12 protein-coding genes and 4 tRNA genes are annotated in these 13,985 nt (G+C 65.0%); 3 read left to right on the forward strand and 13 right to left on the reverse strand.

Going from position 1 to position 13,985, the window contains the following annotated elements:
• Positions 1–345: 345 nt before the first annotated feature.
• Positions 346–1,314 (forward strand): acetoacetate decarboxylase (ADC), encoded by a 969-nt coding sequence (locus ACDI39_RS09030; protein ID WP_253167599.1) that lies wholly within the window; start codon positions 346–348, stop codon positions 1,312–1,314.
• A gap of 39 nt (positions 1,315–1,353) precedes the next feature.
• Here ACDI39_RS09030 and ACDI39_RS09035 read toward each other — a convergent pair whose 3' ends face one another.
• Positions 1,354–1,818, reverse strand: a complete 465-nt coding sequence (locus tag ACDI39_RS09035) for a MerR family transcriptional regulator (protein ID WP_225787012.1) — start codon at positions 1,816–1,818, stop codon at positions 1,354–1,356.
• A 537-nt stretch (positions 1,819–2,355) separates the two neighbouring features.
• On the opposite strand from ACDI39_RS09035, the gene ACDI39_RS09040 reads away from it, so the two are divergent.
• The gene (locus ACDI39_RS09040; protein WP_225787013.1) at positions 2,356–3,477 is read left to right on the forward strand and encodes a carbon-nitrogen hydrolase family protein; all 1,122 of its coding nucleotides are present in this window, start codon (positions 2,356–2,358) and stop codon (positions 3,475–3,477) included.
• A 4-nt stretch (positions 3,478–3,481) separates the two neighbouring features.
• The gene (locus ACDI39_RS09045) at positions 3,482–4,525 is read left to right on the forward strand and encodes an AraC family transcriptional regulator (protein WP_225787014.1); all 1,044 of its coding nucleotides are present in this window, start codon (positions 3,482–3,484) and stop codon (positions 4,523–4,525) included.
• 235 nt (positions 4,526–4,760) lie between these two features.
• On the opposite strand, the gene ACDI39_RS09050 is transcribed toward ACDI39_RS09045, so the two are convergent.
• From ACDI39_RS09050 to accD, 12 genes are all read right to left on the reverse strand, one after another.
• Positions 4,761–5,681 (reverse strand): DUF2242 domain-containing protein, encoded by a 921-nt coding sequence (locus ACDI39_RS09050; protein ID WP_225787015.1) that lies wholly within the window; start codon positions 5,679–5,681, stop codon positions 4,761–4,763.
• Between the two features lie 299 nt (positions 5,682–5,980).
• Positions 5,981–6,057: transfer RNA gene (locus ACDI39_RS09055), tRNA-Asp, on the reverse strand.
• Between the two features lie 138 nt (positions 6,058–6,195).
• Positions 6,196–6,272: transfer RNA gene (locus ACDI39_RS09060), tRNA-Asp, on the reverse strand.
• A 102-nt stretch (positions 6,273–6,374) separates the two neighbouring features.
• Positions 6,375–6,451 (reverse strand) — tRNA-Asp (locus ACDI39_RS09065).
• 79 nt (positions 6,452–6,530) lie between these two features.
• Positions 6,531–6,606 (reverse strand) — tRNA-Val (locus ACDI39_RS09070).
• 198 nt (positions 6,607–6,804) lie between these two features.
• Positions 6,805–7,578 carry an SDR family oxidoreductase gene (locus ACDI39_RS09075; protein ID WP_225787016.1) on the reverse strand — a complete coding sequence of 258 codons (774 nt, stop codon included), beginning with the start codon at positions 7,576–7,578 and terminating at the stop codon, positions 6,805–6,807.
• Positions 7,575–8,786, reverse strand: a complete 1,212-nt coding sequence (locus tag ACDI39_RS09080) for an O-succinylhomoserine sulfhydrylase (protein ID WP_225787017.1) — start codon at positions 8,784–8,786, stop codon at positions 7,575–7,577. Before ACDI39_RS09080 ends, ACDI39_RS09075 begins: the two co-directional genes overlap by 4 nt.
• A 15-nt stretch (positions 8,787–8,801) precedes the next feature.
• A complete protein-coding gene (gene purF / locus ACDI39_RS09085) occupies positions 8,802–10,307 on the reverse strand; it encodes an amidophosphoribosyltransferase (RefSeq protein ID WP_253080971.1) in 1,506 nt (501 codons plus the stop codon).
• Positions 10,308–10,349: 42 nt separating this feature from the next.
• Positions 10,350–10,904 (reverse strand): CvpA family protein, encoded by a 555-nt coding sequence (locus tag ACDI39_RS09090; protein WP_225787019.1) that lies wholly within the window; start codon positions 10,902–10,904, stop codon positions 10,350–10,352.
• A gap of 172 nt (positions 10,905–11,076) precedes the next feature.
• Positions 11,077–11,730 carry an SPOR domain-containing protein gene (locus ACDI39_RS09095; protein ID WP_225787020.1) on the reverse strand — a complete coding sequence of 218 codons (654 nt, stop codon included), beginning with the start codon at positions 11,728–11,730 and terminating at the stop codon, positions 11,077–11,079.
• Positions 11,714–13,021, reverse strand: a complete 1,308-nt coding sequence (folC, locus tag ACDI39_RS09100) for a bifunctional tetrahydrofolate synthase/dihydrofolate synthase (RefSeq protein ID WP_253080969.1) — start codon at positions 13,019–13,021, stop codon at positions 11,714–11,716. Before folC ends, ACDI39_RS09095 begins: the two co-directional genes overlap by 17 nt.
• Positions 13,021–13,914: an acetyl-CoA carboxylase, carboxyltransferase subunit beta gene (gene accD / locus ACDI39_RS09105; protein WP_225787022.1), complete on the reverse strand. Its 894-nt coding sequence runs from the start codon at positions 13,912–13,914 to the stop codon at positions 13,021–13,023. The genes folC and accD overlap by 1 nt, the downstream gene beginning before the upstream one ends.
• Between the last annotated feature and the right edge of the window lie 71 nt (positions 13,915–13,985).

The following is a 13,985-nucleotide window of genomic DNA, read 5'->3' on the forward strand; positions in this document are numbered from 1 at the left end:
ACATTAAACAGCCGTTTGAACGCGCTCAATGATCGAAACAGACAACTTGATGATCCTGCTGCACAGCCCCTCAGTGGCTGGCCGCCCGGCTTGCACCCCGGTCTGAGCTGACTCGGGCCTTGTGTCGCGATAGGGGCATTTGCCAAATCCAACACTGTAGCGCCGAAAAAGACGCCCCCTCAGCCCTTGACATTAAAGTTAAGTTAAACGTTAGGGTGAACGTGAAAGACCTACCCGGCATACCGCCGAGCGAAATCCCTGGCCGCACGCCTCGAGCGTGATGCCCCGTCCTGGAGATACTGACACGTGAAACTCGGAACCGTCGCCACACTGACTGGCATACTCCTGACCCCCCTAGCGAACGCCGCCCTGGCAGACGCCAACGGCCTCCCCAAGCACGCCGACACCACGGTGATCGATATCGCGGGTCACCCGGTGCCCGTGCTCAAAGGCGGGCTGTACGACCGTTACCGCTCCAACCCTCCCCTGTCGGTGATCCAGGCCCAAGCGCCAGGCATGGACTTGAGCTGGTTCAAAGGCCTGGAAAAAACCAAGGTCGATATGGGGTTCGAGTCCTACTCGCCGAACTTCTACTACCAGAACAGCCGCGTGACCGCTGTCTACACGGCCGATCTCGAACGCCTGCGCGCATTGATACCGGCCCAGGTGCTGGAGCAGGTGCAGCCCCTGCAGGTATGGCCGGGGCGGGGCCTGGTGGCGTTCACGGCCTACACCTACGACTACTGCGACAACGACAGCTACAACGAAATCACGCTGTCGATCATCACCAACAAACCTGGCAAAGCGAATCTCGGGCCCTTCACCCTGATCGGGCAGTCGCTGTCGAAAGACTTCTGGGGTTACGTACTCAAGCTCCCAGTGAACACGGAGCTCGCACGTGTGCGGGGCGTGGTGGGCTACAACCTGCCGAAATGGCTGACAGACATCAACCGCCGAGAGGAAGCCGCGACGGTCTCGTACGACCTCTTCGACGACCAGACCGGCAAGGTCGATGTGACCTTCAAGGCGAAGAAACTCGACGGCCTGTCCCATGAAGCCGACCTGGTGACGAACAGCTTCACCAACCTCGACCACGACGGCCAGTTGACCTACGGCTATGCAACGTCCAGGCAGACCCGCCATGCATCGAGCATGAGCGCGGACTCGGCAGAGTTGGTGCTCGGTGAAGGCAGCCTGTCGACCTACATCCGCTCGTTGAAGCTGGGCAAGCTGGTGAAATACGAATACGTGCCCGAGTTCCAGAGCGCCCTGTATGCGCCCAAGCCACTGGCAGCGCTGAACGCGGGCAAGTGATGACGATGCAGGCGGCGACAGCCCGCGTCGACGCCCGCCCTACTTCAGCGCCCTGCCAGCTTGCTCATGTGCAGGCGCAACGCTCGCCTTGCCCAGGGCGATCTCTTCGCGCAGCCGATTCAACACCCGCTGGGTATTGTCCACGCACGGCATGCCCTCGGGCTTGCTCTGGATGACATCGATCACCAGCAGCAGCTGCTCCTTGTTGTGTGCCAGGCGCTGTTGCAGCACTTCGATTTCCTCGACCTTGCGCTTGAGCCCCTGGAGCAGTTCGTCATGCTGCCAACCGTTCGAATCGACCGGCAACAGGTGGCGGATCTCTTCCAGGGAAAACCCGGCCGCCTGGGCACTGGTGATCATCTCCAGCACCCACACCGCGTCGGCCGAATAATCGCGGTAGCCGTTGGCCTTGCGCGCGACCGACTGGATCAGCCCGCTCGCCTCGTAGAAGCGGATGCGCGAAGGGGCCAGGCCGGTGATCCTGGCCAGCTCTCCGATTCTCATGGGACACACCTTCTGAAATGGATTGACCTTAAAGTGCACTTTAATCCTAGAGTCCTGCAGAGCCAAGGGGCGAAGTGGCTGAAGCCACCCACCCCCGACCCGCGCTGGACCACGCTGCACTTAGCTCATAACAAGGCTGTGGTCGCCCGTTCCATGGCTATAACCGCCCAGGCGCCAAAGCGGACCAGGGCGTGATCCTCAACTGGTGGCGCCAGGGAACGCCGACGAGATAAACGCCGACCTGCTGGCCTTCATCCTTAGCTGAACCCTGCGGTGCGAGTGCAAGCCGCCCACTCCAGCCTTTTAAGCGCCCAGGCCACTGGCATTGACCCAGGTCCAAACCCTATCATCGACCAGGCTTATCCTTTACCCTTCCGTAACCCTGCAGCCCCTGGTGCATCAGTCGTTTTCAGGTGTTGAACAGGGCCATCGTTCGAGATTCAATGCATCGAGCGCCCGAGGTTTCGTGGAAAAATGCCCAGTATCCGTTCGATTTTCCACGTGGCCATTCCCGTTCCCAGCGAAAACTAAAGCTTCATGCGAAAACTCCTGGCAGGCGCCCTGGCGCTGGTGATGATCGCCGCCCTCTGCGGCTATGGTTTCTGGACCCAGCAACGCCCGGAAGGCCATTACCTTTCCGACCTGCGCATCGAGCTGGCGCTCAACCACGGGGTGCCGGGCGAACAGGGCAACCTGCTGGGCATCGAGCCGTTGCTCTACCCCAGCGACTACCAGAACCTGCAACGCCTGCACCGCAAGCTTTCCGCCTACCTGGAACAGGCCCGCGCCCTGGGGCTGGTCGGCCCGCGCACCGTGGTGGTGCTGCCGGAGCATATCGGCACCTGGCTGTGGGCCCGGGGCGAGAAGAACGAGCTGTACCAGGTCACCCAGCGCCGCGAGGCGTGGCAGTGGCTGGAGCTGAGCAACCCGCTGCGCTACGGCCTGGCCATGCTCGGCGCCACCGGTGACGACCGCCGCTCCGACGCCCACCTGCGCATGAAGGCGCAGCAGATGGCCGCCGACTACCAGCAGTTGTTCGGCGGCCTGGCCAAGGAATTCGGCGTGACGTTGGTGGCCGGCTCCATCGTGCTGCCCGCCCCTCATGTCGAACACGGCGTGCTGCGCACCGGCAGAGGCCCGTTGTTCAACAGCAGCCTGGTCTTCGCCAGCGACGGCTCGGTGCTCGGCCAGCCGCAGCGCCAGCAGTACCCGGACAGCGAGATGCGCCGCTATGTCCAGGACGGACGCCAGCATCCCCTGCAAGTGCTGCAGACCCCCGCAGGGCGTCTCGGCGTGCTGGTGGGCAGCGACAGCTGGTATCCAGAAAACCATCGGCAGCTGGCCCGTCAGTCGGTGGAGCTGATCGCCAACCCGGCATTCCTCAGTGGCAAGGACAGCTGGAGCGCCCCCTGGCGTGGCAATCGCCACCAGCGAGCCGCGGCCGAGCTGCCGTTGCAGCGCGGCGAGGTCAGCGAGCAGACGGCCTGGCAGCAATTGACCCTGGGCGCCACCCATGCCGGGGCCACCAGCATGAGCGTGTTCCTGCGTGGCCAGTTCTGGGAGCTGGGCAGCGATGGGCAGGGCTTTGCCAACCATGCCGGCGAGCAGTTGGCCGGCAACCCGAGCCACGGCGCCCGCCTGCTCAACCTGTGGCTGTGACGCGATGCCACGCCCCCGCGTACGCCTGGGTGATCTCTCGGTAGGCTTCGTCCAGCCCTTGGACGAGGCGCTGCGCCAGCTCGGCCACGACCCGGCGCCCTTGCTGCTCCGCTATGGGCTGGATGCCGCGCGCCTGGGCAAGGCCGGCGCACGCCTGTCGATCCCGCGCTACATGCACCTGGGCCATGCCGCCATCGAGCGCTGTGGCGATCCGGCCCTGGGGCTACGCATGGGCAGCCTGAGCCGCCTGGCCCAAGCCGGCCTTGCCGGCGTCACAGCGGCCCAGGCGCCCTGCCTGGGCGAGGCGGCACGCACCCTGCTGCGCTTCGAACCGCTGTACGCGGCCAACTACCGAGGCCGTTCGAGCTTCATCGAAGACGCCCAGGGCGCCTGGCTGCGCTTTTATTCCATCAGCCCCTACAACGCCTACAACCGCTTCGTGGTCGACTCGCTGCTGGCCGGCTGGCTGGCGCAACTGTCGGGCCTGGCCGGCGTGCCGGTGCAGGCCGAGCGCATGGAAATCGAGTTCGAGGCGCCCGCCTATGCCGCCCAGTACCAGGCCTTGTGCTGCGCGCCGGTGCAGTTCGGCGCCGCCAACAACCAACTGCGCCTGAGCCGGGCCACCCTGGAACGCGCCAACCCGCAGCATTGCCCAAGCACGTGGCAGCACCTGTTGCAGCTGTGCGAAGCGGAACTGGCCCAGCGCACCCGCATCCGCAGCCTGGGCGAACGCATCACCCACCTGCTCGGCCCCTTGCTCAACGGGGGGCGGGAACCGGGCCTGGAAGAAGTGGCGCAGCGCCTGCAGTTACCGAGCTGGACCTTGCGCCGCAAGCTGGCCGAGGAAGGCACCCGCTTTCGCGACCTGCTCAACGACACGCGACGCGACCTGGCCGAGACCTACATCCGCGATACGGAGCTGGCCTTTGGCGAGATCGCCTATCTGTTGGGGTTCGCCTCGGCAGAGGCCTTCCAGCGCGCCTTCAAGCGCTGGACCGGCCTGACGCCGGGGGCGTTTCGCCGCAACCAGCGGCGGGCGGGCACTTAGAGCTCGGTGGCGTCGTCCGCCGGGTCGGGGGTATCCAGTTGGTATGCCTGGTCTTCGAGCAGTTCTTCCTGATAGTCATCCATAGGCCTGCGTCCTCTTCACTCGTTTGCACTCTGGGGTCATGCCGCCACCCTAGGCTGGCCAGGTGAAGGAATCATGACAACTCCATGAGTGGTAAACGTAGCAGGCCTCCTGGAAGTTATCCCATCGCACCTGTAACAGCGGATGAACGCCGCTACAGGGGCTCAGGCGAGGCTTGCGGGGCGGGTTCCGCCTCGGTTGCCGGCAGCTCCTGCTGCACCTGGATCGGCGCCGGATCGCTGGGTGGCGCTATCGGCTGGGAGCCCTGGCTGTCGTCCACCGTGGGCGCCACCGGCACCTCGCTGGCCGGTGCCGCGACCTGTGCTTCAGCCGCGCCAGGTTCCACGGCCTCGCTCGCGCTGGGCTGGGCAGGCGCTGGCTCGGCCAGGGAAGGTGCGGCCGGTGCCGAGGGGACAGCCTGGGCTGCCACCGGCATGGCCGCCGGCGGGGCAACCGGGGCCTGCACCTGCTCCGGCAAGCCAAGGTCGGCAGCCGGCTTCTCGGCCTTGGGCGCCTCGGCCTTGGGCTTTGCCTTCTTCGCCGGTTTGGGTTTGGGCAGGTAGCTCTCCACCAGGGCGAAATAGCGATCGTAGAACTGCGGTGCCGTCACCGTCTCGCTGGCCACCTTGACCATGGAGTCGTCGGTCGAGCCGATCGGCATCGACACCGAACCGAGCACACCTACGCCCAGGCTGGCCGAGGTATTGGATTTTTTCAGGGTGTAGCGGTCCTGCAGCGCGTTGGCGAACATGGTCGAACCCTGCTCGTCGTTGCTGTCGGGGGCGCAGGTGACGTTGAAGCTGATCTGCAGGTGGTTCTCGCTGTTCTGCTGGAAGCTCTTGTTGCCGTTGACCTGGTTGGCGCCACTGCTGGTGATGATGTAGCCCTGGCTCAGCAGGGCACGCCGGGCTGCCTCGCAGGAGCCGGCCTCGCTGACCGGGAAGCTACGCGAAAAGGTGCCCGAGTCGTCGAAGTTCTCGTGCTCGTAGACTGCGGGTTTCTTCGAGGAACAACCGGATACGCCCGCCAGCACAAGGGCCAGCCCGAGCGCACCGAAGACGGATGATCTGGACATCGTGGATTCCGGGGGTAGGACAAACGGTGCTTATTGTGCAACACCTGGCGCATCACTGAAACCGCGACGCTCGTCTCACCAGGCAAAATTCATGATCGCTCGTCAGGTAGCCAGTGGAAGCTGCCTCGGAAAGCAAAAAAGCGACGCTGAGGTTAATGTCAGTCAGTTAAGCGGCGCTTTGTCATTTTTGGGGCCGCTTCGCGCCCCAAATGACAACTGAAAGTCTTAACTGACCGGCATTGACCCTGAGGTCGCTTTCTGGCGAGCTTCGAGGTGTTCAAGGGACCTCGAGGCGAAGATGGCGCAGCGGACGGGACTCGAACCCGCGACCCCCGGCGTGACAGGCCGGTATTCTAACCGACTGAACTACCGCTGCGTATCGCTCAGGCCTGCGCCTGATTGAAACTGGGATCTGACCTTCCAGCGGCGATCGCACAAAAGGCAGGCACAAAAAAAGCGATGCTCGATCGCTTCTTGTGTTGCTTCGAGAAGTTCAAGGGCCTCGAAGCGAAGATGGCGCAGCGGACGGGACTCGAACCCGCGACCCCCGGCGTGACAGGCCGGTATTCTAACCGACTGAACTACCGCTGCGTATCGTTCAGGCTTGCGCCTGATTGAAACTGGGATCTGGCCTGAAGACCTTGCCGGTTCTTCAGACCCCAGACCGGTGACCAGCACCCATCTGAAGAAAAGTGGCGCAGCGGACGGGACTCGAACCCGCGACCCCCGGCGTGACAGGCCGGTATTCTAACCGACTGAACTACCGCTGCGCATTGTGGACTTGCGTCCGGTTCCTCTCAATTGGCTTCATCGTACGAATCGGCCTGGGTCAGGAACAATCTCAGGAAGTGGTGGGTGGTGACGGGATCGAACCGCCGACCCTCTGCTTGTAAGGCAGATGCTCTCCCGGCTGAGCTAACCACCCGTTGGTGCGTTTGCTTCGCTGAGGCCGCGAAATTTACGCAGGTACCGGAGCTAAGTCAATAGCCCCATTGAATTTTTTTTCAAACAAGCAGCAAGCGTCGAGCAGCAAGCGGCAAGAAAAAGCCCGCTGCCCTCCCCGTCGATGCTAGATCCATAAAAACGAAAAAGGGACCTTCTCGGTCCCTTCTTGCCGCTTGGCTCAGCTATAGATCATCTTGCGCGTCATGCCGCCATCGACCACGAACTCCTGGCCGGTGACGAACCCCGCCTGGCGCGACAGCAGCCAGGCCACCAGGGCAGCGACGTCTTCCACGGTCCCTACCCTGCCCGCTGGATGCTGGGCATGGTCGGCCTCGCTCAAGGGTTCGGCGCGCCGCTCGGCAGGGTCGCGTGCATCGATCCAACCCGGGCTGACGGCGTTGACGCGAATCTCCGGGCCCAGGCTCATGGCCAGGGCATGGGTCAGCGCCACCAGGCCACCCTTGCTCGCGGCATAGGCCTCGGTGTCCGGCTCCGATTGCCTGGCACGGGTCGAGGCAAGGTTGACGATGGCCCCGCCATGGGCGCGCAAATACGGCGCACAGTGCTTGGCCAACAGCATCGGGCCGCTGAGATTGACCGCCAGCACCCGGTTCCACTGGGCCAGCGACAGGCTTTCGAGCGTCTGGTTGTGCGGATTGGCGATCGCCGCGTTGCACACCAGCGCATCCAGGCGGCCGAACTGCCCCAGCACCTCGGCCACGCCGGCACTGACCTGGGCCTCGTCTGCGACGTCCATGGTCACGAACCAGGCGTTGTCGCCAAGGGCCTTGGCCACCTTCGCGCCACGCTGGCGATCCAGGTCGCTGAGCACCACCTGCCAACCTTCGCAGATCAGCCAGGCGGCGATGCCCAGGCCAATGCCGCGCGCGGCACCGGTGACCAGGGCTACCCGACCGTTATGGTCCGGTTCGCCGCCCTTCCAGTCGATCACAGCGCCGCCAGCCCACGCGCCAGGTCGGCTTGCAGGTCGGCGACGTCTTCCAGGCCGACGGCAACGCGGATCAGGCTGTCGCGGATACCCGCCGCCTCACGCTCCTGCGGTGTCAGGCGACCGTGGGAGGTGCTGGCCGGGTGGGCGATGGTGGTCTTGCTGTCACCCAGGTTGGTGGTGATGGAGATCATCCGGGTGGCGTCGATGAAGCGCCAGGCGCCCTCCTTGCCGCCCTTGACCTCGAAGCTCACCACCGCGCCGAAGCCGCTCATCTGGCGCTTGGCCAGTTCGTGCTGCGGGTGGCTTGGCAGGCCGGCGTAATGGACCTTCTCCACGCCCTCCTGCTGCTCCAGCCATTCGGCGAGCGCCTGGGCGCTTTCGCAGTGCGCACGCATACGCAGCTTGAGGGTTTCCAGGCCCTTGGTGAAGATCCAGGCGTTGAATGGGCTGAGGGTCGGCCCTGCGGTACGCAGGAAGCCCACCACTTCTTTCATCTGCTCGCTGCGCCCGGCCACCACGCCGCCCATGCAACGGCCCTGGCCGTCGATGAACTTGGTCGCCGAGTGGAACACGATGTCAGCGCCGAGCTTGAGCGGCTGCTGCAGCGCCGGGGTACTGAAGCAGTTGTCCACCACCAGCATGGCGCCGCGGGCGTGGGCGATCTCGGCCAGCGCGGCGATATCCACCAGTTCCGCCAGCGGGTTGGATGGCGACTCGACGATCAGCAGCTTGGTATTGGCCTTGATGGCCTTTTCCCAACCGGCCAGGTCGACCAGTGGCACGTAGTCCACCTGCACGCCGAAACGCTTGAAGTACTTCTCGAACAGGCTGATGGTCGAACCGAACACGCTCTGCGACACCAACACATGGTCGCCGGCGCTGCACAGCGACATGACCACGGCAAGGATCGCCGCCATGCCGGTGGAGGTGCCCACGGCCTGCTCGGCGCCTTCCATCGCCGCCAGGCGCTCCTCGAAGACGCGCACGGACGGGTTGGTGTAGCGCGAGTAGACGTTGCCCGGCGTCTCGCCAGCAAAGCGCGCGGCCGCATCGGCGGCGGTGCGGAAGACATAGCTGGAGGTCAGGAACAGCGCTTCGCTGTGCTCTGCCTCCGGTGTACGGTTCTGACCGGCGCGCACCGCCAGGGTGTCGAAACCGACACCCTCGAGGTCGCTGTCCAGTCGCCCGGCATCCCATTGATCCGTCATGCCGTCGCTCCCAAATCAGTTGTTGTAGAGGTCGATGATCGCGCTGACGGCCTGGTTCTTCACCTTGGCCGCGTCGTTGCGCGATTGCTCGATGCGCTCCAGGTAGGCTTCGTCGATGTCGCCGGTGACGTATTCACCGTCGAACACCGCGCAATCGAAATGCTCGATCTTGATCTTGCCGCCCCCGACCGATTCGATCAGGTCAGGCAGGTCCTGGTAGACCAGCCAGTCGGCGCCGATCAACTCGGCCACCTGGTCGGTGGTACGGTTGTGGGCGATCAGTTCGTGAGCGCTCGGCATGTCGATGCCGTAGACGTTGGGGTAACGCACCGCAGGGGCCGCGGAGCAGAAGTAGACGTTCTTCGCCCCGGCTTCGCGGGCCATCTGGATGATCTGCTTGCAGGTGGTGCCGCGCACGATCGAGTCGTCCACCAGCATCACGTTCTTGCCGCGGAACTCCAGCTCGATGGCATTGAGCTTCTGGCGTACGGACTTCTTGCGCGCGGCCTGGCCGGGCATGATGAAGGTACGGCCGATGTAGCGGTTCTTGACGAAACCTTCGCGGAACTTGACGCCCAGGTGGTTGGCCAGCTCCAGCGCCGCGGTGCGGCTGGTGTCGGGGATCGGGATGACCACGTCGATGTCGTGGTCCGGACGCTCGCGGCGGATCTTCTCGGCCAGCTTCTCGCCCATGCGCAGGCGCGCCTTGTACACCGAGACGCCGTCCATGATCGAGTCCGGGCGGGCCAGGTAGACGTGCTCGAAGATGCACGGCGAAAGCTTCGGATTGTTCGCGCACTGGCGGGTGTGCATCTGCCCTTCCTCGGTGATGTACACCGCTTCGCCCGGCGCCAGGTCGCGGATCAGGGTGAAGCCGAGGACGTCCAGTGCGACGCTTTCCGAGGCGATCATGTACTCGACGCCTTCGTCGGTGTGGCGCTGGCCGAAGACGATCGGGCGGATGCCATTGGGGTCGCGGAAGCCGACGATGCCGTAGCCGGTGATCATCGCCACCACGGCATAGCCACCGACACAGCGGCTGTGCACGTGGGAAACCGCGGCGAACACGTCTTCCTCGGTCGGCTGCAGCTTGCCGCGCACGGCCAGCTCATGGGCGAACACGTTCAGCAGCACTTCCGAGTCGGAGTTGGTGTTGACGTGGCGCAGGTCCGACTCGTAGATCTCCTTGGCCAACTGCTCGACGTTGGTCAGGTTGCCGTTGTGCGCCAGGGTGATGCCATAGGGCGAGTTGACGTAGAACGGCTGGGCCTCGGCCGAGGTGGAGCTGCCCGCGGTCGGGTAGCGCACGTGGCCGATGCCCATGTGGCCGACCAGGCGCTGCATGTGGCGCTGCTGGAAGACGTCGCGCACCAGGCCGTTGTCCTTGCGCAGGAATAACCGGCCGTCGTGGCTGGTCACGATACCGGCAGCGTCCTGGCCGCGGTGCTGGAGCACGGTTAGCGCGTCATACAGCGCCTGATTGACGTTCGACTTACCGACGATACCGACGATGCCACACATGCGACGCAACCCCTACTTTGATGAAACTTGAGTGAAAAGCGCTCAGGGCTTGCTGGGCCCGAGCAACTGTTCCTGGAACGGAAGATCAGCCGGTGCGCTGATCCCACTGGACATCCACTGGCTGGTGAACCCCAGGATCAGGTTCTTCGACCAGTCAGCGACCAATAGAAATTGTGGTATCAGGCGCGATTCCTGCCACCACGGGTCCTGTTGTACCGGCCCCAGGCTCAACAGCCCGATGGCCACCACCACCAGCAAGGCCCCCCGCGCGGCGCCGAAGGCCATGCCGAGGAAACGATCGGTGCCGGACAGCCCGGTCACGCGGATCAGCTCGCCGATGAGGAAGTTGATCATGGCCCCCACCAGCAGGGTGGCGACGAAAAGAATGGCACAGCCGGCGATGATGCGCGCCGAGGGTGTCTGGATGTAGCTTTCCAGGTACTGCGACAGCGACCCGCCGAACATCCAGGCGACCGCACCGGCAATGATCCAGATGAGCAGGGACAAGGCTTCCTTGACGAAGCCGCGCTTGAGACTGATCAGTGAGGAAATGGCGATGATCGCGATGATCGCCCAATCAACCCAGGTAAATGCCACGGTGTTGCCTACAGACGTTTGAGGCGGCGCATTTTACCAGAGCGGCGGGCTGGGGGTAAGCGGAATGTCGGGTTTACGCGAACCCTTGTAGGAGCGGCCTTGCCGGTCCGGTGCCCCGGAAAGGCCGCTCCTACAAGGGGCAGTGCGCCCTGCAGGGCAGTTGTCGTGCAGCTCAGCTGCGCTCCGGCTGGAAGCGCACCACGAAGCCCTTGAGGTTGTGCTGGCGGTTGATCACATCGCGCAGGCGCTCGGCCTCGGCGCGCTCGACCAGCGGCCCGACGAACACCCGGTTCATGCCATCGACGGAACGGATGTAGGCGTTGTAGCCCTGGCTGCGCAAGGTCTTCTGCAGGTTGTCGGCGCCAGCGCGGTTGGACAGGCTGGCCAGCTGGATCGACCAGCTCACCGGCAGGCCGTTGGCGTCGATCCTGGAGGGCGTGGCCGGCTTGGGGGCAGTGGCCGTTGCCGCAGGTGCCGGACGGTTCTCGGTCTTCGGCGCCGGGGCTGGCGACTTGGCGACCGGCGCTTGCGCGGACGGGGCCGGCGCGATCGGCTGGCTTGGCGTCGTCATTGGCCCGGTAGACTCGTCGATGACCACCGGCGGTTGCTCCGGCGCCTCCGGCAACGGCTGGGGCTCCGGCACCGCAACCGGCTCGACCTGCACCTGGGGCAGGCTTGGCATGGCCGGCGCCTCGGGCGCCTCGACGCGCACCTGGCGCATCTCATCCTCGCGGGTGAACAGCATCGGCAGGAAGATCACCGCCAGCGCCACCAGCACCAGCGCACCGACCATGCGCTGCTTCATCCCTTTATCCAGCACTGCCATCTACTCCACCCTCCGGGGCCTGCCGCTCGAGCCATTCCAGGGCCTGGCCGACACAGAAAAACGAACCGAACAGCAGGATCTGGTCATCCGCCGCCGCCTGCGCGCACTGCCCTTCCAGGGCAGCATCGACGCTGGCATAAGACTTCACCGAGGCACCCAGGTTCGTCAAGGCTGCCGCCAGCTCCGCAGCCGGCCGGCTGCGCGGGGTATCCAACGGCGCCACCGCCCAGTGGTCGACCAGCCCCTCAAGCGGCGCGACGACGCCTTCGAGATCCTTGTCGGCGAGCAGACCGAACACCGCCAGGCGCCGCCCGCCGACGGGCCGTGCGGCCAAGCGCTGGGCCAGGTACTGCGCGGCATGGGGGTTGTGCCCCACATCCAGCAGCAGCTCCAGGCGCTTGCCCTGCCAGTGCAGCACACGGCGATCCAGGCGACCGGTGACGCGGGTCGACAGCAAGGCCTGGCGAATCTGCCCGGCCTCCCAGGGCAGATCCATCAGCAGGTAGGCCTGCAGGGCCAAGGCTGCATTTTCCATCGGCAGGTCGAGCAGCGGCAGGTCGTGCAGCTCCACGACACGGCCATCGGCCTTGCTGCCGCGCCATTGCCAGTACTGGTCGGTGCTGGCCAGGTCGAAATCACGGCCGCGCAGGAAGAACGGGCAGGCCAGTTCGCGGGCCTTGTCCAGCAGCGGTTGCGGCGGCTCCAGGTCTCCGCACAGGGCCGGCTTGCCCTGGCGGAAGATCCCGGCCTTCTCGAAGGCCACGGATTCGCGGCTGTCGCCCAGGTAGTCGGCGTGATCGACCCCGATGCTGGTGACCAGCGCCAGGTCCGCATCCACCAGGTTCACGGCATCCAGCCGCCCGCCCAGGCCGACCTCGAGCACCACGGCATCCAACGCCGACTGCTGGAACAGCCAGAACGCCGCCAGGGTCCCCATCTCGAAGTACGTGAGGGAGATCTCGCCACGCGCGGCCTCGACCGCGGCGAACGCCTGGCACAGCTGCTCATCGCCGGCCTCGACGCCATCGATGCGCACCCGCTCGTTGTAGCGCAGCAGGTGCGGCGAGGCATAGACGCCGACCTTGAGACCCTGGGCCTGGAGCAACGCGGCGACGAAGGCGCAGGTCGAGCCCTTGCCGTTGGTGCCGGTGACCGTCACCACCCGGGGTGCCAGCCTGCCCAGCCCGAGCCGCGCAGCCACCTGTTGCGAACGCTCCAGGCCCATGTCGATGGCCGAGGGGTGCAACTGCTCGAGGTAGGCGAGCCAGTCGCCCAGAGTACGTGGGCTCATCACGCGACGGCAGCCGCCTCGAGGGCTTCTGCCGGCGTCGGCTGACCGGTCATCTGCGCCAGCAGGCGAGCCAGGCGCGGACGCAGTTCACCGCGCGAGATGATCAGGTCGATGGCACCGTGCTCGAGGAGGAACTCGCTGCGCTGGAAGCCTTCCGGCAGTTTCTCGCGCACGGTCTGCTCGATCACTCGCGGGCCGGCGAAGCCGATCAGCGCCTTGGGCTCGCCGACGATGACGTCGCCGAGCATCGCCAGGCTGGCGGACACACCACCATAGACCGGATCGGTGAGCACCGAGATGAACGGAATGCCTTCTTCGCGCAGGCGTGCCAGCACGGCCGAGGTCTTGGCCATCTGCATCAGCGAGATCAGCGCTTCCTGCATGCGCGCACCGCCAGAGGCGGAGAAGCAGACCATCGGGCAGCGATGCTCCAGGGCATAGTTGGCCGCACGCACGAAGCGCTCGCCGACGATGGCGCCCATGGAGCCCCCCATGAAGGAGAATTCGAAGGCGCTGACCACGATCGGCATGCCCATCAGGGTACCGCTCATCGACACCAGGGCGTCCTTCTCGCCGGTCTGCTTCTGGGCAGCGACCAGGCGGTCCTTGTACTTCTTGCCATCACGGAACTTCAGGCGGTCGACCGGCTCCAGGTCGGCGCCCAGCTCGGCACGGCCTTCGGCATCGAGGAAGATGTCGATGCGCGCGCGTGCGCCGATGCGCATGTGGTGGTTGCACTTGGGGCAGACATCCAGGGTCTTTTCCAGCTCCGGACGATACAGCACGGCCTCGCAGGCCGGGCACTTGTGCCACAGGCCTTCAGGCACCGAGCTCTTCTTCACCTCGGAACGCATGATCGAAGGGATCAGTTTGTCGACTAACCAGTTGCTCATGCTTTCTTTCTCCAGTATCGGCGGGCGGGGACCAGTCTGGCCGGCCATGCCCTGCCCTTGAGCTCATGTTC

The sequence above is a fragment of the Pseudomonas sp. Tun-23181 genome (assembly GCF_057415455.1).